This window comes from Pseudidiomarina marina, assembly GCF_003987045.1.
GTDB classification, from domain to species: Bacteria; Pseudomonadota; Gammaproteobacteria; order Enterobacterales; family Alteromonadaceae; genus Pseudidiomarina; species Pseudidiomarina marina.
Genome location: NZ_PIPZ01000001.1, coordinates 384,448 through 407,831 on the forward strand (window position 1 = coordinate 384,448; position 23,384 = coordinate 407,831).

Annotated in this window: 16 protein-coding genes and 2 pseudogenes; 10 read left to right on the forward strand and 8 right to left on the reverse strand. The window is 47.5% G+C overall.

Translation table 11 applies throughout. From position 1 onward, the window contains the following. Positions 1-32 precede the first annotated feature (32 nt). Complete coding sequence (locus CWI76_RS01830) at positions 33-2,366, forward strand: heavy metal translocating P-type ATPase (RefSeq protein WP_126758671.1); 2,334 nt, start codon at positions 33-35, stop codon at positions 2,364-2,366. Positions 2,367-2,583: 217 nt separating this feature from the next. Here CWI76_RS01830 and CWI76_RS01835 read toward each other — a convergent pair. Continuing rightward, positions 2,584-3,659: pseudogene (locus CWI76_RS01835) on the reverse strand (IS3 family transposase). A 179-nt stretch (positions 3,660-3,838) separates the two neighbouring features. Here CWI76_RS01835 and CWI76_RS01840 point away from each other — a divergent pair. The 4 genes from CWI76_RS01840 to CWI76_RS01855 are packed head-to-tail and all read left to right on the forward strand — an operon-like array spanning position 3,839 to position 9,489. Then, positions 3,839-4,162, forward strand: coding sequence for a hypothetical protein (locus CWI76_RS01840; protein WP_241967929.1), 324 nt, complete (start codon positions 3,839-3,841; stop codon positions 4,160-4,162). 45 nt (positions 4,163-4,207) lie between these two features. Continuing rightward, positions 4,208-5,455 (forward strand): TolC family protein, encoded by a 1,248-nt coding sequence (locus tag CWI76_RS01845; RefSeq protein ID WP_126758672.1) that lies wholly within the window; start codon positions 4,208-4,210, stop codon positions 5,453-5,455. Continuing rightward, the gene (locus CWI76_RS01850) at positions 5,452-6,357 is read left to right on the forward strand and encodes an efflux RND transporter periplasmic adaptor subunit (protein ID WP_126758673.1); all 906 of its coding nucleotides are present in this window, start codon (positions 5,452-5,454) and stop codon (positions 6,355-6,357) included. The genes CWI76_RS01845 and CWI76_RS01850 overlap by 4 nt, the downstream gene beginning before the upstream one ends. A gap of 12 nt (positions 6,358-6,369) precedes the next feature. Next, positions 6,370-9,489 carry an efflux RND transporter permease subunit gene (locus tag CWI76_RS01855; protein ID WP_126758674.1) on the forward strand — a complete coding sequence of 1,040 codons (3,120 nt, stop codon included), beginning with the start codon at positions 6,370-6,372 and terminating at the stop codon, positions 9,487-9,489. Positions 9,490-9,761: 272 nt separating this feature from the next. On the opposite strand, the pseudogene CWI76_RS01865 reads toward CWI76_RS01855, so the two are convergent. The 3 genes and pseudogenes from CWI76_RS01865 to CWI76_RS01875 form a co-directional block, all read right to left on the reverse strand. After that, positions 9,762-11,050 (reverse strand): annotated as a pseudogene (locus tag CWI76_RS01865) (ISL3-like element ISPpu12 family transposase). A gap of 21 nt (positions 11,051-11,071) precedes the next feature. Beyond that, positions 11,072-11,584 (reverse strand): signal peptidase II, encoded by a 513-nt coding sequence (gene lspA / locus CWI76_RS01870; RefSeq protein WP_004863699.1) that lies wholly within the window; start codon positions 11,582-11,584, stop codon positions 11,072-11,074. 3 nt (positions 11,585-11,587) lie between these two features. Then, on the reverse strand, positions 11,588-12,484 hold the full coding sequence (locus CWI76_RS01875; RefSeq protein WP_004574643.1) for a cation efflux transmembrane domain-containing protein: 897 nt from the start codon (positions 12,482-12,484) through the stop codon (positions 11,588-11,590). Positions 12,485-12,579: 95 nt separating this feature from the next. Between CWI76_RS01875 and cadR the strand changes: the two genes are divergently transcribed. Next, positions 12,580-12,987 (forward strand): Cd(II)/Pb(II)-responsive transcriptional regulator, encoded by a 408-nt coding sequence (gene cadR / locus CWI76_RS01880; protein ID WP_126758675.1) that lies wholly within the window; start codon positions 12,580-12,582, stop codon positions 12,985-12,987. 318 nt (positions 12,988-13,305) lie between these two features. On the opposite strand, the gene CWI76_RS11730 is transcribed toward cadR, so the two are convergent. Continuing rightward, the gene (locus tag CWI76_RS11730; protein WP_276567244.1) at positions 13,306-13,434 is read right to left on the reverse strand and encodes a hypothetical protein; all 129 of its coding nucleotides are present in this window, start codon (positions 13,432-13,434) and stop codon (positions 13,306-13,308) included. Between the two features lie 187 nt (positions 13,435-13,621). Between CWI76_RS11730 and csrA the strand changes: the two genes are divergently transcribed. The 3 genes from csrA (at position 13,622) to CWI76_RS01895 (ending at position 20,526) form a co-directional block, all read left to right on the forward strand. Next, entirely contained in the window at positions 13,622-13,801 is a 180-nt protein-coding gene (csrA, locus tag CWI76_RS01885; protein WP_126758676.1) for a carbon storage regulator CsrA, read from the forward strand. Between the two features lie 198 nt (positions 13,802-13,999). Further along, positions 14,000-14,638 carry a hypothetical protein gene (locus CWI76_RS01890; protein WP_126758677.1) on the forward strand — a complete coding sequence of 213 codons (639 nt, stop codon included), beginning with the start codon at positions 14,000-14,002 and terminating at the stop codon, positions 14,636-14,638. Next, a complete protein-coding gene (locus CWI76_RS01895; protein WP_126758678.1) occupies positions 14,635-20,526 on the forward strand; it encodes a tyrosine-type recombinase/integrase in 5,892 nt (1,963 codons plus the stop codon). The genes CWI76_RS01890 and CWI76_RS01895 overlap by 4 nt, the downstream gene beginning before the upstream one ends. Here the strand turns inward: CWI76_RS01895 and CWI76_RS01900 are convergent. Genes CWI76_RS01900 through CWI76_RS01910 form a run of 3 tightly spaced genes read right to left on the reverse strand, consistent with a single transcriptional unit; the run spans position 20,485 to position 22,966 of the window. Next, positions 20,485-21,555, reverse strand: coding sequence for an HD domain-containing protein (locus tag CWI76_RS01900; protein WP_157980793.1), 1,071 nt, complete (start codon positions 21,553-21,555; stop codon positions 20,485-20,487). The two genes, CWI76_RS01895 and CWI76_RS01900, sit on opposite strands and share 42 nt — an antisense overlap. 1 nt (position 21,556) lies before the next feature. Continuing rightward, on the reverse strand, positions 21,557-22,744 hold the full coding sequence (locus tag CWI76_RS01905) for a site-specific integrase (RefSeq protein WP_126758680.1): 1,188 nt from the start codon (positions 22,742-22,744) through the stop codon (positions 21,557-21,559). A gap of 12 nt (positions 22,745-22,756) precedes the next feature. Next, positions 22,757-22,966, reverse strand: coding sequence for a hypothetical protein (locus CWI76_RS01910; RefSeq protein WP_126758681.1), 210 nt, complete (start codon positions 22,964-22,966; stop codon positions 22,757-22,759). A 133-nt stretch (positions 22,967-23,099) separates the two neighbouring features. Between CWI76_RS01910 and CWI76_RS01915 the strand changes: the two genes are divergently transcribed. Next, positions 23,100-23,300, forward strand: a complete 201-nt coding sequence (locus CWI76_RS01915) for a helix-turn-helix domain-containing protein (RefSeq protein ID WP_126758682.1) — start codon at positions 23,100-23,102, stop codon at positions 23,298-23,300. Positions 23,301-23,384 lie beyond the last annotated feature (84 nt).

Consider the following 23,384-nt stretch of genomic DNA (forward strand, 5'->3'; position numbering starts at 1 on the left):
ATTTGGCACATACCTCGAGAGGATTAGTTGTTATGAGGCAGAATCAATCAGAACATCCACACCACGTGGATCCGTCGCACACAGATGCGCCGCTCTCAGATCCCGTGTGCGGCATGCGAGTTACAGAGAATTCATCCCATCACATGGAGCATGAGGGTAAGTCTTTCTATTTTTGCAGCACCAAGTGTTTGGGTAGATTCCGTGATGACCCGGAAAAGTACCTCGATCCCACCAAGTCGGAGGAACATACAACGCCGCATGAGCCCGGCACGACGTACACTTGCCCTATGCATCCGGAGATCCTGCAAGATCACCCGGGAACCTGTCCAAAGTGTGGCATGGCTCTTGAGCCATTGATGCCCAGTCTGGATGATGATAACAATCCAGAGTTGAAAGATTTTTCACGCAGGTTCTGGTGGACGCTGCCGTTTACTGTCATCGTGACAATACATGCTATGTTCGGCCCGCAGCTTGGCTGGTTCAGCATGAGCGTGCAAACATGGATCGAACTCGTTCTTTCAATACCGGTAGTGTTGTGGGCAGGGCAGCCATTTTTTGTACGGGGCTGGCAATCAGTAGTGAACCGCAGCCCGAACATGTGGACGCTGATAGGCCTTGGTACTGGAGCGGCGTTTATCTATAGCACTATCGCGACGATAGCACCGGGCATATTCCCTGAAACTTTCATGTCGATGGGCCGCGTTTCAGTCTATTTTGAAGCAGCAGTTGTCATTATTTCGCTGACATTGTTGGGTCAGATGCTTGAGTTGAGGGCACGCTCGAAAACATCAGCTGCCATCAAGTCCTTGCTCGGTCTGGCGCCTAAGACAGCACGGCGGATCAACAAGGATGGCACTGAGGAAGATGTGCCTTTGAATCACGTACATGAAGGTGATCGCTTGCGCGTTCGCCCTGGTGAAAAAGTCCCGGTTGACGGCACGGTAGAGGAAGGTAATAGCTCATTGGATGAGTCGATGTTGACCGGAGAGCCACTCCCCGTAAGCAAGCGGCCCGGAGACAAGGTGATTGGCGCGACGATGAATACTTCAGGCGCTCTTGTGATTCGGGCAGAGAAAGTGGGTTCTGCCACAGTGCTCTCTCAGATTGTGCAGCTCGTAGCGCAGGCGCAGCGTTCGCGCGCTCCCATGCAGCGCATGGCTGACTTGGTTGCCGGTTACTTCGTTATGGCTGTAGTGGTCATCGCCATAACAACTCTGTTCGTTTGGGGATTCTTCGGTCCGCAACCGAGCTGGGTGTACGGTTTGATAAATGCTGTTGCGGTGCTGATTATCGCTTGCCCGTGTGCGTTGGGGCTGGCCACACCCATGTCCATCATGGTGGCAACCGGCAAAGCCGCTACGCAAGGCGTGCTGTTTCGCGATGCCGCCGCGATTGAGAACTTCCGCAAAGTCGATACTCTGATTGTTGATAAAACCGGCACATTGACTGAAGGACGTCCGGCTTTTGAACAAGCAATTCCGGCAGGTGACATAACTGCCGATGAAGTACTACGTCTTGCAGCGAGCCTCGATCAAGGCAGTGAACATCCACTTGCCGACGCTATTGTGAACGCGGCGCGCGAGCGCGGCCTCACACTCAGTGCAGTCGACGATTTTGAATCAGGTAGCGGCATCGGCGTTCGTGGCCAAGTCGATAGTAAGTCGCTGGTCCTGGGCAATACAGCTCTGATGCAGCAAGACGGGATTGATGTTACCCACCTGACAAACATCGCCGACTCATTGCGCGAAAAAGGTGCGAGTGTCATGTATCTCGCCTCGGATGGCCAACTTGCAGGCCTGTTGGCTGTCTCCGACCCGATCAAACAGAGCACGCTGGAAGCAGTGCGAGATCTCCAGCAAGCGGGGATTCGTATCATCATGGCAACCGGCGATGGTATTGCAACGGCTAACGCTGTTGCCAAGGAATTGGGAATCGACGAAGTGCACGGCGAAGTCAAACCTGCTGACAAGCTTGACCTCGTCACACAGCTTCAAGCTGAAGGTTGTATTGTAGCTATGGCTGGGGACGGGATTAACGATGCCCCGGCTCTCGCAAAGGCTAACGTAGGTATCGCCATGGGGACGGGTACAGACGTTGCCATGAACAGCGCTCAGGTAACCCTGGTCAAAGGCGACTTGCGTGGAATCTCCAACGCACGGCACCTTTCCGATAGTACCGTCGCTAATATGAAGCAAAATCTGGGTTTCGCGTTTATCTACAATGCGCTTGGCGTCCCGATCGCAGCCGGTGTGTTGTATCCCCTCACGGGTATTCTGCTCTCACCCATGTTCGCCGCACTCGCAATGAGTCTCAGCTCGGCATCGGTGGTTTTCAACGCTCTCCGGCTTCGTGGCTCACGCGATTGAATGGGGCGATAACCCACGGAATGATGCTCTGATAACACAAGCTGCTGAAGAACAGATGTTTCAGCAGCTTGTGCCCCCTCATCCACCATCCGTTGATTAACGAGGCCTTAATCGATGCTGTTTCACCAGCGTATAGAATACCGGGATGACAATGAGTGTGAGGATAGTGGAAGAAATGTAAATACCCCATTTCTAACACAGTCATCTCGTAGAGTATTTATGCCGCATTTCGGTACTCAAATGGCGTCATGTCATTGAGTGAATCGTGCGGTCGTTCGTTGTTGTATAGCTCAATCCAATCTTCGGTTATTTGCTTCACTTCGTTCAGGTTGTTGAAGATGTAGCAATCGAGTACATCATCACGATAAGTTCGGTTAAATCGTTCAATGTAGGCGTTTTGATATGGGCAACCAGGTTTAATGTAATCAATCATAATGTCATGTGCTTTTGCCCAATTTACAAACACTTCCGAGGTGAATTCGCTGCCATTATCAACCCGAATTTTCTCAGGGTAACCATGCCACTCAGCAAGTTGGTCAAGATAGCGTATGACGCGCAACGACGGCATGCTGGTCGCAATATCGATACCTAAAACTTCGCGATTAAAGTCATCAATGACATTAAATGTGCGAAACCTGACTTTGTTGTGCAAGCTGTCACTCATAAAGTCCATTGACCAGGACTTACCCAATGCATTCGGTGCAGCCAATGGCTCTGGGTTGCGGTTGGGTAATCGCTTTTTGCCTTTGCGTCGCAGGTTCAGTTTTAGCTCAGTATAAACGCGATAAACACGCTTGTGGTTCCATCGATGGCCTAGCTTTCGAGGCGTTTAAAGCACTTCGGGAACCCCCCACCGATGGTGCTTGTCGATTAAAGCATTCAAGGCATCAATGATTTCGTCATCATCGGTCAATTTTGGCTCGTAATAGTAAGCAGTACGGCTAATGCCAACTACATCACAGCACTTTACAACGCTCGCGTTATACTGCACCTGCAACTCGCGTGCCCAGGTTTCCCGTTCTGCCACAGGTGCTAGAGCTTTTTTATTATGTCTTCTTGCATTTGTGACTTGAGGCTCAGCACAGCATACATCTGCTTAAGCCGGCGGTTTTCTTCTTCCAGTTCTTTTAAGCGGCGCACATCAGACGCTTCCATACCACCGTATTTTTCGCGCCATTTGTAAAACGTTGAATTACCGATGCCGTACTTACGGCAAATATCTTTCACCGGCATCCCGGCTTCGGCTTCTTTTAAAATCGCCACAATTTGGCTTTCAGTCATGCGTTTGCTCATCGTAAACCCCTTTGCTTTAGTTTAAAAGAAATTCTACGAGCGAGCTGTATTATTTTACGGGGTAGTTACACCATTTACACAAAATCTTTTACAGTCTCTTTATAAACTTCTCTAAAGAATGCAATCCTTAGTTAACTGACAACTGGTCTTTTGGAAAATTATTTGATAAAGTGCCCACCATGAAATTATCTTGGTTGCTTATCACCGTCGTATTGATACACAGTTTTTTTACCTGTGCGTCGGCGGTTGGGCACGTGGAAGACACCAATCATCAAAGTGTGGATATTGTCTTTGACGCAGACCATGCTGCCGAACATCAACAGACCAACGACGCGCAAGCGGACATCGATCACGAGCATCAATTTCACGCCCATATAAGCTGTATTACTGGCTACGGAGTGTTTGTTTCCGTAACACCAGTCATCGTGGCTTCTAATTCAAAATCTTCAACATTTGGTCAAAGCCTGACTAATCAACCACCGGTCCCTCCACCAAACGTGTAACCGTTAACTTTAATTTCTAAATCTTTAAGTTAATGGAGAAGCTACATGAAGTACTTAAGCTTTGTGGCAGCCTTATGTCTTGGCGTTCTATTGTCAGAGGCACATGCTGCTACAACCGAGTTAACGCTGGAAGAGGCGTTACAGAAAACGTTAAAAAACAACCCTGAATTACTTGAATACGATTACAAAATACGTGCTGCCGCCGCGATGGTTGAACAGGCTGAGTTTTCACCCAACCCGACCTTGTCAGCGGAAGTTGAAAACTTAGCGGGCTCTGGTGAGTTTGGGGGGATCAGTAACGCCCAGTTGACGGTGTCTTTTTCTCAGCTTATTGAGCTAGGGGATAAAAGGCAGTTGCGAGTGGATGCTGCCACGGCGAATGAAAAAGCCCAGCAAGCGGAATATGAGTACCGCCGAGTTGAAGTGTTAGCTGAAGCGACACAACGTTTCTATGAAGTTTTGAAGTTACAGCAATTGGCGCTCATCAGTGCTCGCCAGTTAGAGCGAACTGAACGCCTACTCACCATAGCGAAAGAACGGGTATCAGCCGGAGCGGTGCCGAAATCTGAGGTTATCCGCATTCAGCTAGAATTAGAGCGCCAATACGCCTTTTCTGATGAGTTAAAGGGTAAGCTCAAGCAGCAGAAAGTCGAGTTGGCGTCAATGTGGGCAGGCGACATCGATTTTGACTTGGTCTCAGGACGTTTTGCATTCCCGTTGGCGTTACCTGCAAGGGGGGAAGTGCTCACGGCCGTTAATCGGGCTCCGGAATACTTGCGGTTGCTAGACTCTGAGCAGCTTTTGCAAGCTCAAGCGAATGCGTTAAAGGCAGATTCTGTTGCGGATGTGACTGTTGGTATCGGTGCCCGTTATGACAACCAATTAAATGATGCCGGTTTTACCGTTCAGGCCTCAATGCCATTGCAGTTAAGCAATCCTAATGTGGGCCGTATTAAGCAACGCCGTATATTGTATCAATCGAACCTCGCACAACAGAAGCAGGTCCGACAACAACTGAAATCTATGGCGCTTTCTTTAGTGCATAGCTTACATACTCACCAAGACTACCTGCAAAAGGTGACACAGCGCCTACTGCCATTATCTGAACAGCTATTGGAACAAACTCGACAGGGTTACGCGCGAGGTACGCATTCCTTGCTTCAGGTGCTAGATGCCCAGACAGAGCTCGCCAAACTTGAGTATGAAAAATTATCCCGAGCGCATGCGATCTACAGTGACATGATCCAACTTGAGCGCATGACAGGACAGCCATTTTTAGGAGTACAACCATGAAACTTAAGCAGTCAGTGATTGCGATAATCAGTGTCGCTGTTTTTTCAATGTCTGCAGTTGCCTCGCAAGAGCAACATTCAGAACACGAAGCACCTCATACAAACTTGAGCGATGTGGCCATAAAAAATGCTGAAATAACCATAGCCAAAGCTGGGTCGCAGGAGATTAACGTAAAGCAAACGATGTTTGGTGTTATTGCACCCAATAACAATAACATCGTGCATGTCGGCGCCAAGTATAAAGGTCTTGTCACTTCGCTACCGGTGAATATCGGTGATGTGGTGAAATCAGGGCAAACGCTTGCGGTGGTTGAGAATGTTACTACCGGCACGGCGTTTGCGGTGAAAAGTCCAATTAACGGCGAAATCACCGAGCGATATACCAATATCGGCGAAGTGGTAGAGCAAAAGCCGTTATTTGAAATCTTGGATTCTTCATCGGTTTGGGTGGAGCTCTCAGCGTTTCCGGAAGACATTGAGTCTCTGCGAGAGAATCAAACGGCCTTCGTTTACGACCTGCATAATCACAAGACCGTTGAGGGTGTTGTGTCTTATATATCCCCTAAAATGAGCGGCGGACATATCGCTCGGGCGCGTGTGCAGTTGCCGAATGAGTCAGGCCATTGGCGGCCAGGCATGCACGTCAAAGCTGACGCGGTTACCGACATTTTTACCGCAAGCTTAGCAGTCGATAACGACGCGATTCAGCGCTTAGAAGATAAACCGGTGGTGTTTGTTCAGGAAGGTAACCGTTTTGAAGCCCGTAGCCTTAAGTTAGGCCGGACGGATGGCGAATTTACCGAGGTTTTATCAGGTTTAGAAGGCGGCGAACGTTATGTCGTTGAGAATAGCTATTTGATCAAAGCTGACATTCTCAAACAAGGTGCTGGCCACAGCCACTAGGGAGATTCAACAATGATAGATGCACTCATTCGCTTTACGGTTGAGCGTCGGTGGCTGGTGCTCGCAGCAACCCTTTTAGTTGCTGCCGCTGGTATCTACAGTACGCTAAAGCTGCCTATAGACGCCGTGCCCGATATTACCAATGTTCAGGTACAGATAAATTCAGAAGCGCCAGGCTATTCACCTTTAGAAACGGAACAACGAATTTCGTATCCGGTAGAAACAGCGATGGCGGGCTTACCCAAACTGGACTATACGCGCTCGATCTCACGGTATGGACTGTCGCAGGTGACCGTAGTATTCGAAGAAGGTACCGATATTTATTGGGCTAGACAGCAAATCAGTGAGCGATTACAAAAGGTCAGAGGTGAAGTACCACAAGGCATAGAGCCTACTATGGGACCTATTGCGTCTGGTCTGGGGGAGATCGTGAATTACGTGGTGCGTGCTGAAGAGGGGGCGACTAACGCCAATGGCAAGCCTTATACGCCAGAGCAGTTACGTACCATTCAAGACTGGATCATTAAACCACAGCTGGTCAAAGTGCCGGGCGTGACGGAAATTAATAGCGTTGGTGGTTACGAAAAACAATACCAGGTAGCACCAATCCCGGGCCGCATGCTGGCTTACAAAGTGACTATGCAGGACTTGTTCAAAGCGTTAGAGCTGAACAACAGGAATGCGGGGGCTGGTTACATTGAGAAAAATGGTGAACAGTGGCTTGTGCGCTCGCCCGGTCAGCTCAAAACGCTTGACGAGATTCGAAATGTGGTCATAACCAAGCGTGATGATGCGCCAGTGCGCGTCAGCGATGTTGCTGAGGTCAAACTGGGAGAGCAATTACGCACTGGTGCGGCAACCTCGGGCGAGAGCGAAGTGGTATTAGGCACCGCCATGATGTTGATTGGTGAGAACAGTCGTATTGTTGCCCAGAATGTTGCAGATAAAATTGACGAAGTGCAACGAAGCTTACCCGACGGAGTGTTGATTGAAACGGTGTATAACCGTACTTCTCTCGTTGATAAAACCATTGCAACGGTCGAGAAAAACTTGTTTGAAGGGGCGGTACTGGTCATTGTTGTGCTGTTTATACTACTCGGGAATGTCCGGGCAGCGCTAATTACCGCCTGTGTCATTCCGTTAAGTATGCTATTTGCTGTTAGCGGTATGGTTGCCAACAAAGTGTCCGGTAACCTGATGAGCTTGGGGGCAATTGACTTTGGCATTATTGTCGATGGTGCGGTTATTGTGGTTGAAAACGCGTTGCGACGGCTTGGAAATGCACAGCAACGCTTAGGCAGGGTACTGACTACTAAAGAGCGTTTAATTGAAGTCACTCATGGTACTCGTGAGGTATTTAACCCTGCGGTATTTGGGGTGCTTATTATTATGCTGGTGTACTTGCCGATATTCGCCCTAAGTGGGGTCGAAGGAAAGATGTTCCACCCGATGGCTTTCACAGTGGTAGCGGCATTGCTAGGGGCGCTTATTTTCTCGGTGACTTTTGTACCCGCGGCTATTGCAATATTTGTGCGTGGCAACATTCAGCACGGTGAAAACCGCATCATGCGGGCGGCGCGCAAAGTGTATCAGCCGGTTTTACGGCAGACACTGAAGCTTCCGGTTGTCATTATTTTGATTGGCTTTGGCCTATTTGCGGTGTCCATGTTTCAGGCCAGTCGCATGGGAACTGAGTTCTTACCTCAACTGGATGAAGGCGATATTGCAATGCATGCGCTGCGTATTCCGGGGACAGGATTGCAACAATCCATCGACATGCAAAAAGACGTAGAGTCTGTGGTCTCGGAGTTTGATGAAGTAAAATTGGTGTTCTCGAAAATTGGTACCCCGGATGTTGCGACTGACCCGATGCCACCGAGCGTCGCGGATACTTTTATTATTTTGAAGGAGCGCAAGGACTGGCCAAACCCAGAGAAACCCAAAGAGCAATTGGTTGCGGAAATACGAACCGCTGTGCAAGAGCTGCCCGGTAATAAGTACGAGTTCACGCAGCCCATTGAAATGCGTTTTAACGAACTTATCGCTGGGGTGAGAGCCGATTTGGGGGTTCGTATCTATGGTGACGACTTGCAGACATTAAAGCAGCTCGGCGATTCAGCTGCATCCGTCATCCGAAAAGTTGATGGTGCCGCCGATGTTCGCGTCGAACAAATGACGGGCTTATCAACGCTTTCTGTCCATCCTAAACGTGATCATTTGGCCCTGCTTGGCTTAACGGTGGCGGACGTACAAAGCGCAATACAAGCCGCAGTTGGCGGTGTTCAGGCTGGAATTATTTACGAAGGTGATAAGCGGTTTAAGCTTATGGTGCGTCTGAATGACGATTGGCGCGATAGCATTGAACAGCTGAAGTCGCTGCCGGTGGATGTTTCTGCGGATAACCCGGAGCTGCAGTACGTGCCGTTAGGCGAGATAGCTGAGTTGAGCTTAAAAAGCGGACCAAACCAAATTAACCGTGAGAGTGGCAAGCGCAATGTCATCGTGAGTGCAAATGTCGAAGATCGGGATTTAGGGTCGTTTGTTGCCGATGTGCAAGACGCGATAAACGCTGAGGTTAACTTGCCGGCCGGTTACTGGGTCAATTATGGCGGAACTTTTGAACAGCTGCAGTCAGCGTCGCAGCGGCTCAGTCTGGTTGTTCCGTTGGCATTATTACTGATTATCGGTTTGCTATACAGTGCCTTTAACTCGATCAGTAGCGCCTTAGTGATCTTCACTGGTGTGCCGCTGGCGCTAACCGGTGGCATATTCGCTCTGGCACTGCGTGACATGCCGTTATCCATTTCAGCTGCGGTTGGCTTCATTGCGCTATCCGGTGTGGCTGTCTTAAACGGCGTGGTGATGCTGACGTTTATACGGCAACTATTACGTGACGGGCTCCCCCTGAGAGATGCGGTGTTTGAAGGTGCACAACAGCGGTTACGTCCGGTACTAATGACGGCGCTGGTAGCGAGCCTGGGCTTTGTTCCGATGGCGTTTAATAGCGGTGTGGGTGCCGAAGTGCAGCGGCCGTTAGCGACAGTGGTTATTGGCGGTATTGTATCGTCAACATTGCTGACGTTGGTGGTGCTTCCAGCGCTTTATTATTTAGTGCAGCGTTTTAAAGAATAGAGAGTTAGGTCATTGAGCGCAGTTAGAGCCCGCTTTTATGAGCGAGCTTTAACTGCCTCAATCCATGCGAAAGTCGCCCTGGTTTTGGATGACGGTAACGTCAGGTTGTAGGCCTGTGTTACTAAGCGTGTTACATCCGTTGCTCAGAAACGAAAAAGTGTTAATCTTCAATCGTGTTACTTACCTTGTTACTAAATCTTCAGCTTTAGTTTTTGGGTATACGGATTTAATGGTTGATGGGGCACCTTCACCCCATCAATCTGATACCACCCTCAGATGGTTGATAGATCGACTCCGTAGTTGAGTTCCTCTGCGAAGTCCGGCAGTCCGTAACCGATGGTTTTCTTGTAGAAAGGAGAGACCTTCGCAGTCGGTGCCTTCTTCTTGTGCTTCGTGGTGTAGAGCATTCGTGCCCGCATCACCTCGAAGGAGTAACCGCGCCCTTCACGGTTCTTGTCCTTGGCCAGTCGGTTGATGGACTCCGTGTAAGCGTTGGTGACGGGCATGTCCGTCTCGAAGTAGGTCATGGTCTCTTCGCGCCAGTTTCCCACTGCCCTGACCAGATCGCTCCAGACTTCCTTTTGGCCCTTCGGGATGGTGGCTATCCACTCGTCCAGGGCGGCTTCTGCCTGGAGCCGTGTGGTGGCGTCCCAGATGCCGTAGAAGCGCTCCTTGTGCTCGTAGGCGGCCAGCAGTTGCGGGAACGCGCCTGTCCAGGTCTCCATGATGAGGCGCTCCCGGTCTGAGACTTCGTGAGCGCGTTTCAGCAGGATTTACCGGTCTCCCTTGAGAGTCCGGCTCTGGGACGGTTTCAGCTCCTTTCTGAGGCCCTTGCGCACTCTCTCTAGGGCATCGTTGGCCATGCGCACCACATGGAACTTATCGACCACGATACGGGCCTGGGGCAGCACAGCCTTGACCGCTGCCCGGTAGGGGTTCCACATGTCCATGCTGACGATCTCGACCTTCTGCCGGTCTTTCAGCTTCATCAGGTAGTTGGTCACCACGTCCTGGCGGCGGGTGGCCAGCAGGTCGAGCAGGGTTCGCTCCTCAATGTTGGTCAGAATGCAGCGGTAGCGCTTGTTCAGGTATAGCTCGTCAATGCCCAGGATGCGGGGCGTCTCGAAGCGGTGCCAGCGCCCCAGGAACTCGGCGCGGGCGTTGAAGATGTCGCGCACCGTCTTCTCGTCCAGGCCGGTCTGTGCCGCCACAAAGGTGTAGGGGTGGTTGAAGGATTCCTTCTCCACGTACTCATGCAGCCGCAGTGTCATACGGAATCCGTCCACCATCTCCGGTAGCTGGGGCCTGAATGTTGTCTTGCAGGCCCGGCAGGTGTATCGGCGGCGGACCACCCAGAGAGTGACCCGCTTGCCGTGGATGGGCAGATCACGATAGGGAACGTCACGCTTGCCGAACCGTACGAACTCACCCTGCACGCCGCATTCCTCGCAGGCGATGGGATCGGGCACGTCCACCTGGAAGTGCATTTCGTCGTCGGTTGATTTGAGCCCAGTACTTGGTATTGCGGCAGGTGAAGGATGTTGTCGGGAAGTTCGGTCATGGTGTTGTATAGGCGTAGGTGTCAGTCAGATCCATCCGGCTCGGCATTGGTGTTTGCTTTTTTACCCAACAAGCTGCTGGAAACGAAAAGTAAGGCACCGAGGACAATTGCAATATCAGCCAGGTTGAAGGCCGGCCAATGCCAGTCTCGCCAATAGAAATCAAAGGAATCCACAACATAGCCGCGAAAGACCCGGTCAATCAGGTTGCCCATGGCGCCACCGAGGATAAGACTGTAAGCGATGGCTTCTCCTTTATGACGATTTTCAAGGATCAGCTTGATCAGAAAAATCGAGACCACTACCGCGATTCCGATAAAAAAGTAGCGCTGCCAGCCTCCACCATTCGCAAAAAGACTGAATGCGGCACCGGTGTTCCATAGGTGCACCCAGTTAAAGAACGGGGTCACCGAAACATACTCGCCATAGGCCATTGATTGCTGCACCAGCCACTTTACAGCCTGATCAGACGCTGCCAGCAGGCCCGATATGGACAATAGGGCATACGGCGAGAGCTTTTTGCCAATAATGAGCATTATTTAACCCTTCAACGCCAAAATGCGTCTGGCACCGTTAAGTACAATGCCCCCCGCGATGGTGCCGATAATCAGATCCGGATAATTGGAACCGGTCCACGCGACCAGGGCGCCGGCGGTGATGACCCCCAGGTTGATCACCACGTCGTTGGCCGAGAATATCCAGCTTGCCTTCATGTGCGCCCCGCCTTCCCGATGTTTGGATATGAGCAGCAGACAACTGGTATTGGCAATCAATGCGACGAATGCGATAGCCATCATCACCAGCGATTCAGGCTCACTACCGAATACAAAGCGTCTCACCACCTCTACGAGCACGCCCACAGCCAAGATCAGTTGCAGTACACCAGCAAGATGCGCGGCACGTACCTGCATTTTCACGCTATGTCCAACCGCATAAAGGGCAAGCCCGTACACCGCCGCATCGGCAAAATTGTCCAGGGATTCTCCAATCAGGCCGGTGGACTGGGCGATCAGACCGGCAGTCATTTCCACCACGAACAGAAGTGCATTGATGCCGAGCAACCAGCGCAGGGTCCCGGATTCTTGCTTAGCAGAAGCTGCCGAAAACTCGGCGGCCTTGATGGTCTCTGGATTTGCAGCGACGGTTTCCTGAAGCGAGGCGCCTAGCCCCAAGGTCTTTAGTTTCGAGGTGACGGGCTCGACCTCGCCGTCATGCACGACCTTCAGCCGGCGGTTCGACAAGTCGAAGGACAGCGCCCGAATCTCCTCAAAGCCGTTCAGGGCTAGGCGAATCATTCGTTCTTCTGATGGACAGTCCATCTTCGGCACGGCATAAACACTGACCCATCTCCCTGGCGCCTCGGAGGAGGCCTGTATATCGGTATCCGCTGCGGACGTTGCATCTCCGCCACAGGCGCCACCACAGGATTTGCTCATGATACGACTCCACTTGAACAATGTTGTGGTACCATTTTAAACTATAAAGCTACTATAAGGTCAATAGAGTAAAGAATCCGTTGGGGAGGAGGCTGATGCGCATTGGTCAGTTGGCGCAGTTGGTAGGGGTCGAAACACAGACGATCCGCTTCTATGAACAGCAGGGCTTGTTGCCGCCGCCTGATCGGCAGGACAACGGTTACCGTGTCTATACCGAGAAGCATGGTGAGGGGCTGGCCTTCATCCGTCGCTGCAGAATCCTGGGCCTGTCACTGGCTGAGATTCACGAACTACAGAGCTATCAGGACGACCCTCATCAGCCTTGTACCGCCGTCAACGCCTTGCTCGATGATCACATCTCTCATGTGCGGTCGCAGATAACCGCTCTACAAGTGCTTGAGAAACAACTCGTTTCACTGAGAGCGAGTTGCAACGATGACCGGGAAGTTGAGGCGTGTGGGGTTCTTGCTGGAATTAGCGAAGGAAACATGCACCAGCAGTAGTGAAGCATCAACCAGATAATCCGATGAGATGCCGGTCTGTCTCACTCTCATGCAAAGGTAAGATCAACCATTTAATCCGCTTACCCATTATTGAGATGGTTTACAATCCAACTCGACGTCATACAAAAAATAACAGAGTGTCGCCAAACAACTTTAAGCGTGAATATTTTAAACGGGTAGAAGGTGTCTGGAAAAATCAGGCCTTACCAATGGTCGGCGAGGCGCCGCAGTTAATAACGGATGAAGAATGACATCAGGAACGTACTTCTGAAGATATGAATCATCTTGAATCTGAAGTAAATTCAAATATAGATTAACTTATTCAGTAATTTGCTTTGATTTTTGACTTCTTGCTTTAATCCGCTTAATCCCCCAAATCCCCAGTGCATAAAAAGCAGCAATGCCGCCAATCAAAATAACAAGTGAGATGATTTGTACTATGCTCATAGCACCTCCAGCGGGTAGCAATTCATGATCTGATTATAGAGGCGTCATAATAATCGGCAACTATTTGGTTATTCAATTGACGCCGAAGCCTCGGATAATGGCACTGCAAATACGACATTGACCATATTTTTATGCGCAATAACTTAGCGTAAAGTTGAGCCTTAACTCACAAACAACAGGGAAGTCTATGCTCATTTTGTCACGTAATATCGGGGAAGAAATTTGTATCGGCGACGATATCAAAGTGGTTGTTACAGCCGTTGATCGATATCAAGTAAAACTAGGCATTGTCGCGCCGCGCAACGTGACCGTTTTGCGTGAAGAAATTTATCAGAAAATCACTGCTGAAGTAGATACTGAAAAATAGGTTGATTAATAACCAATCGCCTAATTGATTCGGTTAGTAGATTAATTTAATTAATCTTAATACCTAAAATCGTTTAAAATTCCCAAAAAAAAGCATGCGAAAAGTTTAGACCCCACCAAAAACGCCTGTCTGTGCACTACCAAACTATTTGCATACCTGAATAATTATCTCTGTATATAAGTTGTACGGAGATTGAATGTGTTTAAAGCACCAGCACGATTATATAAAGCATCTGAATTAAAGAAGACAAGCGCAGCAAAAACGATTCTAGAACTTTTGCATGGTTTGGAGTTACAACTACCGCGACTTGACACTCTTAGCCAGCGATATCGCGAGTCGATAATTTACGCAAGTCCAGTCATTGTTCGGGAATTACCGAAGCCTGCGCATGCGGAAAATGAAAAGCGTGAGTTTACTCCGGCTCAGCTGGTAGCTGGATTCGTGACTTACAAGCTCATGTTGCAAACGAATGACTCGTACAACGTTGTTGCGATGTCAGATCGCGAGGCGAATGACGATTTCTTGTGCGCGCTTGCTTGGTCTGATTTATTTCGCTCGTTGATCTATTTCAAAACAGATGCGTTAGCGTTGCTATTTAAGCGTTTACAATCGTCTTGTCCTGGTGAAATACAACATGCGCTGTTCGCGGGAAAGTTGACGCAAGAGCGCTTTCTACAACATGTATCAATATCGAAACATACGCTGCAAGAACGATTAAAACTTCTAAATAAAAACCCAACCAAACCCTCCGCTTTGAATACATCTGACCAAGCTTCACAACAAAGCTTAGTACCCGAAATGCCGACGCTCGCGGAGCTGTTGGCGGGGGACGAATGATGGTTGAACAAAATCTTGCGGAACAACTTGCAAAGCTTTCAAATGACATGACGGCAGAACGTAGTAGAGGACGAAAGCCGCGCATTACAGAACATCAAATAGGGAGAGTTCTCAAGAAACTCGGTTTATTTTATCTAACGGATAGCAGCGCTAATTTAATCATCGCTTATCTTGCCCGCTTGCACTTTGATTTCAAAAACAAACTCGCGGCCAAAGTTGAAGAACATAATATCGCGTATCAGCATCTTGACTACTTTCTCACCAAACATGCATTGCTGTATCCAAAAAATCCGACTCAAAGCGACCTCAAGCGCATCAGCAATGAGTTGAATAATAAACTCGATAAAAGTCCGCTTGCGGCAATGCTTGCAACCAAAAAAACCGTTCAAAACTGTGTTGATGAGAACTGGCGGCTTCTTCAGTACTACACCGCAGTTGCCTGTATTTCGCTCTTAGTTAGCCATATCAAATTTGTATCGGCAAAGAACGAGAATATTTTGATGCCGGCTATCGCTGCGGGGCTCAGGCGCGTGCGCTTATCTCAATCAAAGCTTCAGTATGGTTTGATGTTGGCAGATTTAGAGCTTGATGGCTCGCTCAAAGATTTTGTCGAGAACTGGAAAGTTTTTAATTCAAAAGTGAATCAACGCGAAGGGGAACCGCAGTCTAAAAATATATCTGAAACTATTGCCTATCAACGTTCTGGTCCGCTTCAGAATTTGATTCAAAAATTTTGGGATAACGTTTCTAGTCAACCAAATTATGAGCGCACAACGGTTACCAACCGTCGTTCAAAAATGCGCTTCTCAACGTCAAATTCCCGTCCGTTTCGAATCAAACCGGCGGTAACTCGGCGTAAAGCAGACTTGCGCGATGGTGAAGAAGTAGCCGTAGAGCAAAAGTCAGATTTTGAAATTCTAGAATCGGAAGCTAGACACACTCACGAATTCAAAACGAATAATTACGCCAGACAAAAACAAGCAACGGCCATACTCGCGCGTAATATCCGTGCGGAACTTGGTATTCCGGCTATTCCAGAGCTTTTAACTGTTGGGCACATGAAGCTGCTGATTTCTGCGCTTGAGTTGCACAACGAAGATTCTAAATACTATCAAGTTGACGCCTGGATTTTCCTTATTATCTACTTTTCGCAAACGTACGAATTTTTACGGAAGGCTTATTTTGAAAAAAAATATAAAGTTGATGACTTACGGGCAACACTTACCGCTAGCGGCATGTTCTACAAGCTTGAGCGAAATTTATCAACCCACGCTCGAGTTGAAAAGGTGGGTTTGCTTGAAAGTCGTGAAAATGAATTTTCGATTTCGCTTCCTAGCTCGTTGACTAACGAGCGCGTATTTCCAAAAAATGAAGATGATTTCCCCAGTGAAGCTGATATTAGCGCTCGGTTGCAGGATATCTGTGCTGCACAGCAAATTTCACGTGTATCGATAAACCAGCTGGCGTCCTGGCAGTTCTTATTTCTAAGTCGATTTTGGCCTGAACGCTGCTCAGTAGGCATCGTTGCTGGCTTTCAGCCTAGCGATTGGACGCCGCTATATTACTGTACGTTGGAAGTCTTTGAGGTGCAGCGTCGGCACGCCGCTTTCTGGTCAAAAATGTCATTTGAAACGGACCATTTGCACTTGGCTCATAACTTTGACGTTATATATCCAGTCGAATATGAAAAGAAGAGGTATGGCTCAACGCTGCGACTAAAACTCGATAAAGTTGAAAAGATTATTGGGAATTTTCGAAATTATATTGAGCAGCTGAAGCAAAGTATCGACTCTGAATCCTCTGCGGTATCGCCATCAATTGAAAAATTACAGCAGCATAGGCAAGAGTTGCATAACGCGTACACCGTTTATGTTTTGCTAATTGTAAAAATGCTGACCGGAATTCGGCCCGTGGATGGCTATTTCTCATCGATTGCTGATTTTGATTTTGTGAATGACCGTGTCTACATCAACGATAAACAAAAACGTGAAGGCATGGCGAGAATTGTACCGATGTGTGCAACACTAAAACGCCAATTAGTTGAATATATTGCCTATCTTACTGTCGTTGCGAATGAAACAGTCGCTACCCCTGCATACCTTGCACCTACGGCCGAGGCCGCCTGTTTGAGCCAAGCTGAACCATTTCAGGTTTATAGAAACGGTAATCTGGAGCCGGTAACTCCCAGCTTTCTAGAGTCATACCTTAGTCATCTATTTCCAGTACCCCTAAATTTTTCTCGCCATGTTTTGCGCACATGGTTTTATAAATATTCGTCGCTCAATTCAGTCATTGTTGATGATTTTATGGCGCATGACTTGGAAGGCCAAATGAGCCAAGGCTTATATTCGGCGTATTGCGCGAATGACGAGGAGATGCTCCGTCGCGAGCTTGAGAGGTTTTCCATTGCGATGCTGCTAGTCGTGGTCGATAACCCGGTGAAACCGCATGGTTCTTTGGAAACAAACGAATTTACTTCTTTACCAAGCTTTATCGATCAGCGAAGCATATCTCAGTTTGAGAAAGCTACAGCTCGCATGCGACGTTTAAAGAAAAAAATTCAACGCGAAAAGCGGATAGAGAAGAGCGTGAAAGAATTTATATCTGATTCTTGCCCTGAGCTGCTGCGGGGGGAGGGAACCGATCAACAATTGAGTGTATGTGTGAATAAGGTGCGAGAATATATTGACTCAAAGTACCAAAAGGCAGAGCTACATATTGCGTCGTTTTATTTGATGAAGGTATGTGATCTAGTGAATGGCCGTTACGGTCGTTCAATCACCTTGCCTACGGTACCAGTCAAGCTAACGCGCGAGCCGGCAATGCGTGATCCATTGGCGTTAAATGTAGCCCAACGCGCGGCTATCGTGAACAAAATTTTGCAGAGTATTGAGTTTAACATTGATGAATTAAGTGATACCGAAATTCGCTGCTTGCTTGTATTGGTTACCGCAACGCAATCATCGCAAAACTCAAAACGCTGGCTACAAAAATTATTTACGCAGAGTTATGAAGGTTTGAAGCTGCACACATCAGTACTAAACAACGATCGCTTGATATGGCTACCTTTAGCAAGCAACGAAACATCCGTAGTAAACGACTTGAATCATGAATCTGGTGCGGTACACCTTGAATATATTTTTCTGAACGGATTACAAGTAGGGTTGGTTACTGAACTAATAGCGCGAAAATCTAAATCGATAAATGACAAGCTCAGTGATATACCTAAAATTCTTCAATCAAGCAAATTATTAGCGCGCCTGTCTCGACCTTTTCTTTCGTACGATGGAAGTTCGGTTGCGGTAGCAGCGTTATTTAAGTTTGCAGTTGATGCTGTTGCGAGCGTATGTCGCGATTATTCGTTTGCTTTGCGCCATACGGCGAATTCGATGATCGAAACCTATTCGCTACCACAAGAAAATTTTGAGTATTCTATACAGCCAACGCTTAATGACGTGCTGACACCACCAAGCGTCGCTAAGTTGAGTTTTGAGGCGAAAAACGCGGATGAACCTCAAAGCGAGGGACGAGAAAAACGCAAACGCGTGAAGCAAGCGATTGGGTTGGATTCTTTAGACCTTTATCAAGCTCTCACCAGGCTATTCAGAGCTAACAGCAATTTGAGCAAGAACCAAGTCATTGTTGAACTTGAAAAATTAATAGAAAAGTATGCTGCAACAGATTCCGTTGTGTATTTGCTAAATTGGTTCATTTTTCATCTCAAGATTCGAAAAAACGGGGTAAGTTCCGTTAGACGTTATCATTCAGCTATCACATTGAATTGGCTTATGGCTACTGTTGTTATCGATGATCTGTCAGAACTATCAGGTGCGGACTTTCACGATTTATATCGCAACGCAATTGAGTTTACACAGAGTGAAACGCAAGATGATATCGAAAGCGATGTTGGTGCGGAAGACTCGCCTGGCGCTGCAAAGATAGAAGCAGGGCTATCAAAAGATGAGCGCGAACACGAAAAGAAACGCCATCTAAAGCGTCACGAAGAACAAATTGAGCGCGAAAAAAGCTTTAAGTCATATAACTACTTATGCGATACATTTGAGCGCCTGCACAAGTACCTCCAAAGCGAGTACCAATTGCCGCCTTTGGATGAGCCTATCCGGTCTACAATTTCACAACGAAAGGAGCATGTGCGTGCGGGGTATATACCTCACCAGCTCTATCAAGCTATTCTTGCGAAATTGCCGGTCACGCGTGGTTGCGACGATGATACAAAATTTGCACTGCAAATCATCACTATTCTGGCGTACCGAACGGGGATGCGGATTAATGAAATTTTAACCTTAACAATTAAAGATATTACAACGATAAAAGAGCGCTGGATACGCGTAAGAAATAACCCATTTGGACGATTAAAGTCTATCTCATCGCGTCGAGATGTTGCTGCTTTCTGCCTACTGACCAAGGACGAACTACGACTGTTCAATATGTGGGTAGAGCGACGTACCGCACGCTGTAAAAAACGTAATGAACTTCTTTTTTGTGACGCTGATTCGCCGAGAAAAGTTTGGCCAGACTGGCTTATAAAACAGTCAATTGTTGCTTGGATGCGGGCATTGAGTGGGCTCAAAAAATTGACATTTCAGCACTTTCGGCACACCGCATTAAGTAATCTTCAACTTCTTATCGAGAATGAGATTGAGCTGTTTTGCTGTTTGACTGGGCATGACGAAAAAAGTGCACATCAAATCATCAAGGGGACGCTAGGTGGTGTCGCGGTCAATATTGATCGTTACTATGCACTGGCTATGGTGGCCGGACATACCTCACCATCAGTAACATTCAAGAGTTACATCCATTTTTCAGCACTAATACGTCATATAAAAATATCTGAAACGTACTGGCACTATACACGCGACGAAGTAAAAGCATTTACCACGTTATCGGACAAACAAATCGCGCAGATTTGCCTGCCAGATAAGAAGTCCGAAAGCTTAAACAGAAAGCGGCCGCGACGAAAATCAGATTATGTTGATGCGAAAACTTTACTTGAGTACCTAGCGAAAACTAATAAGACGTATATCCGCGAAATCACTCCTCGGCCCACAAAAGTCATTGAATTTGCGTCAGATACGTTACTCCTTAAACCGAGCGCGAGTGATGTGCATGATATTCTACAAGCCGTGGTGGACGGTAAATCAAATCGTGAAATTAGTCAGCTATATCAAGTTGACGAGAGCTTAATTGAGCGTTATCGCGAGCAGGCGAGAATTTTGTTAAGAGAGCATACATTAATAAAAAATCGGCGGCTGATAAGCAAACAAGACGAAGCCAAAAATGTATATATGCCGTTGAAACCTTATACCAAAAAAGAACGAAATATAGCACGAAATATGATCAACCAAATGGTTAATACACCATCCGTTGAGAAGCAAAAACTAGTATTAGCCTTAGCTGACTATTTTATAAAAAACATTCACCCAGACGAGCCCGGTGCGCGTTTCAGAGATGAGGAAACTTTAAACTGGTTTGTCAGTAGCATGCAGCCATATGTTAGTTTAAAAAGCTGGTTTATTCGCTTGGCGACAAGAAAAAAAGACAAAGCAAATGCGTTAACGTTTCTAACATCGCTAGTGATAACGACGAAGCGACCAGTGGTTAAAATAAAGAAGCAGGGTAAGCCTGAGTTTTACTTGCGATTAAAGCATCCAGATCCGGATAAGCGGCAACAAAACGCGAAATTTCAATCGACGTCGTTACTTAAATACGTATTCGCGATGGTCGCAATTATGGTTCGTGCGGAATTACCAGACGACGTATTAGAGAAAGGGGACGATGCCGACATTAGCCAGTCTAAAAGTGATGGTGATGCCGGCATCAATGAGCTAAATAACACGAAGATACTCGAGTTGTCCGATCCGAGCTGATTTTTGAGCGCATGAGTTAGCGTTAGAAAATGCCACGTTTTCATTACCAAATTCTGCGCTTAGTCGGTCCGCTGCTTGCACCGCATGAGCGATAGCGAATTTTGCCGGTTGACCATAGCGGGCACCTGGCGTTGCGCATGTCCAAATATGTCGGAGGGCTTCGGCATAACGATATTCTTCTTGCTCTAAAACGGCTAAAGACTCAGCGCAAATTTCCAGAGTTTGTGCGCTGTGGTTGGTTAAGCGACCATTCAGTGACATATACCCGTTGTCATCGTAACTACGAATCTTGCCAAGATCGTGGAAAAGCGCCCCAACGGTGGCGAGTTCCTTCTCCGTCGCAGACCGGTATAGTTCAATATTATTCACAATACATGCGACTTCAATTGAGTGCTCAAGCAAGCCACCTGGGTACGAATGATGATATTTAGTACTTGCCGGTGCCGTAAGAAACTTTTTAGCAACCACTGGTTGCTCTAGCACCCGACAGACAAAGCGTTGCAACGAATCACTCTCAATATTCTCAGCGGTCTTGATAAGCTTTTCAAAAATAGCTTTGTTTGGGCACCAAATCCGCGGTAATGTTGCTAGCGTTTTTGTATTTTTGATGTCGTCTTGAGTAGCACGACGAATATCATCAATAACTATCGTTCCGCGAACTAGCGGGTTGCTCGGGAGGTATAAATTAGCAAAACCTTTCCGAGGTTTGAAATATTCAACTTTCCCCGTAACGTAAAAGCATTCATTCACCGAATTGGCGTAGGGCGGTTGCCAGTTATGCGCTTTACGCTCTGGCCAAAGAATAGCGTCAATATCGCCGGTGTTGTCGCTTAGCCTCAGTAAAACGAAAGGCTCATTGTTTCTCGCTATTTTAATATTTACAGCCGTTAGTCGATAAACACCAGTGATATATTCAACGTGACAGGCATCTTTTATGGTATGCAGTCGGTGGTGCACAAAACCATTTGCATTAGTCTGAATGCCAGTTCCGAAGTTCGATTTAGGGTAAAAATTTGGACTATCAAACATATTAGATCTCCTGTTCATCGTGTGAACTTGAAAGACTGTTTTTAATAACTTTGTCGAACAATGAACCATCTTTACGCGTTAAATTAGGCACATAGCGCGAATATATCTTGAAGAGCATCTGAGTGTTGGCATGGCCAAGTTGGCGCGCAATCCATTCTGCATTTTCGCCAGCAGCGAGCCAAAGCGATGCCGTTGTGTGGCGCGTCTGATAGGGCTTTCGTTTAGCCAAGCCAAGATACTCAAGGGTTGGATACCAAATACGCTTGGTGACGTTGCGATGGCACAGGTTGGAGCCTTCTGGTGAACAAAAGACGAATTTGCTTTTTCCGTATGTCATTCGCTTTTGCGCCATGAATGCGTCATAAACTATCTGGCTCATATCGATTTCACGAAATGATCCGTCTGTTTTTGTTTCGACAATCTCATTGTCGACAATGGCTTGGCGCACGAGAACTTGTCGATTTTTTAAATCTACATGTTCCCAATACAAACCGTCTATTTCGCCGGTTCTCATGCCTGTGAAAAAACGAACGGCGTAATAGTTTTGAAAGTCGGGCCGAACACCGTCTAGAAAGCGGCGTATTTCGTTTAAATTAAATGGCTCGATATCTGAGCGTGGCACTTTCAGTGGCTTGATATTTAGCCAGGGGTTGCTGAATTCAAAACGCTCAGAGGCTTCGGTGATAATCATGCGCGCATAGCTCATGATTTTGTTAATTCGATCGTTCCCGAGCTTTTTCCCGGTAGGCGTTGTCGTCGCAAGTAGCTTCGAGCGAAAATCCATGATTTTAGCTTTGCTAATTTCATTTAGCTTAAACTCACCTAGGTGCGGTAAAAGATAGGCATCGAGTGTATAGCGAATGTTCTTTTGATAACTTTTGCGCCATTCCCCCTCGCGCTCCCGAAACCAAAGTTCAGAAAAACTCTCGAACAGTGGTGTAACGGATTCATGAGCTGCAGCGCGTAGTTTGGCTACCTGAGAAAGCTTCTTACCGCGCGCGGAATTCGGGAAATATTCTTCGTACTTGAAAGTTCCAAGAGTTATCTCAGCTTCCATTCGCTCAATTAGTACTGACAACTTTCGACGATTGCCCGCAGTATCTTTAAATGCGGTGGTTTCGCGACAACGTTGGCCCTCGTAGCGGAAGTCAACAATAAGCTTGCCTGCTCGGCTATTAATTGATGCCATTTGTACGTCTCCTTAGCCGATCGCCTTGTTACCCATAAACACCGAAGACATCATTTCTGCCTCGACCTTTTCCCAGATGTAGAGAATCTTGCGGCCACCAAATGGGCGGAAGTAATGAATGCCCTCTAGCAATACCGAATCTTTTAGGTAGTTACGGATAGTGCGTGGCTCATATTTAATGCGAGACGAGAGTTCGTCAGTTGTAAGATAGGTTCGACTCATAGTAATATCTCCTAGTTACGAATTTAATCTATATAGGTGCGTCATGTACCTATACAGTCGCAATATACAGTAAAAAAATACTAATGCAACACGTTTGGTAACTAATTAGGTACCAAATGTAACTGGAGAGTCTATGATCGAGCTGCGACTTCATGTTGTGATGGCTGAGCGACGCATTAACATGACTGATTTAGAAAAGCTTTCGGGCGTAAATCGAAACACACTGCATCGGATGTATCACGGTAAAGCAGCGCGTGTTGATTTAGAGGTAATTGATAAGCTATGCCACGCACTTAAATGCGAACCAGGTGATTTGTTCAATTACGAAAAGTAGGGCGTTAGTAACATTCGCTAGCCAAGCCAGCAGAGGGAACTATTATGACGAATACACAGGCGACATTGATGCTCATTGCTCCGT

Excerpts from the sequence above, each read along its gene's own strand:
- lspA (WP_004863699.1), bottom strand. The coding sequence starts at position 11,584 with ATGCTCATTATTGGCAAAAAGCTCTCGCCGTATGCCCTATTGTCCATA.
- CWI76_RS01910 (WP_126758681.1), bottom strand. The coding sequence starts at position 22,966 with ATGAGTCGAACCTATCTTACAACTGACGAACTCTCGTCTCGCATTAAA.
- CWI76_RS01905 (WP_126758680.1), bottom strand. The coding sequence starts at position 22,744 with ATGGCATCAATTAATAGCCGAGCAGGCAAGCTTATTGTTGACTTCCGC.
- CWI76_RS01850 (WP_126758673.1), top strand. The coding sequence starts at position 5,452 with ATGAAACTTAAGCAGTCAGTGATTGCGATAATCAGTGTCGCTGTTTTT.
- CWI76_RS01900 (WP_157980793.1), bottom strand. The coding sequence starts at position 21,555 with ATGTTTGATAGTCCAAATTTTTACCCTAAATCGAACTTCGGAACTGGC.
- CWI76_RS01855 (WP_126758674.1), top strand. The coding sequence starts at position 6,370 with ATGATAGATGCACTCATTCGCTTTACGGTTGAGCGTCGGTGGCTGGTG.
- CWI76_RS01845 (WP_126758672.1), top strand. The coding sequence starts at position 4,208 with ATGAAGTACTTAAGCTTTGTGGCAGCCTTATGTCTTGGCGTTCTATTG.
- CWI76_RS01830 (WP_126758671.1), top strand. The coding sequence starts at position 33 with ATGAGGCAGAATCAATCAGAACATCCACACCACGTGGATCCGTCGCAC.
- CWI76_RS01895 (WP_126758678.1), top strand. The coding sequence starts at position 14,635 with ATGATGGTTGAACAAAATCTTGCGGAACAACTTGCAAAGCTTTCAAAT.
- CWI76_RS01915 (WP_126758682.1), top strand. The coding sequence starts at position 23,100 with ATGATCGAGCTGCGACTTCATGTTGTGATGGCTGAGCGACGCATTAAC.
- CWI76_RS11730 (WP_276567244.1), bottom strand. The coding sequence starts at position 13,434 with ATGAGCATAGTACAAATCATCTCACTTGTTATTTTGATTGGCGGCATT.
- CWI76_RS01840 (WP_241967929.1), top strand. The coding sequence starts at position 3,839 with ATGAAATTATCTTGGTTGCTTATCACCGTCGTATTGATACACAGTTTT.
- cadR (WP_126758675.1), top strand. The coding sequence starts at position 12,580 with ATGCGCATTGGTCAGTTGGCGCAGTTGGTAGGGGTCGAAACACAGACG.
- csrA (WP_126758676.1), top strand. The coding sequence starts at position 13,622 with ATGCTCATTTTGTCACGTAATATCGGGGAAGAAATTTGTATCGGCGAC.
- CWI76_RS01875 (WP_004574643.1), bottom strand. The coding sequence starts at position 12,484 with ATGAGCAAATCCTGTGGTGGCGCCTGTGGCGGAGATGCAACGTCCGCA.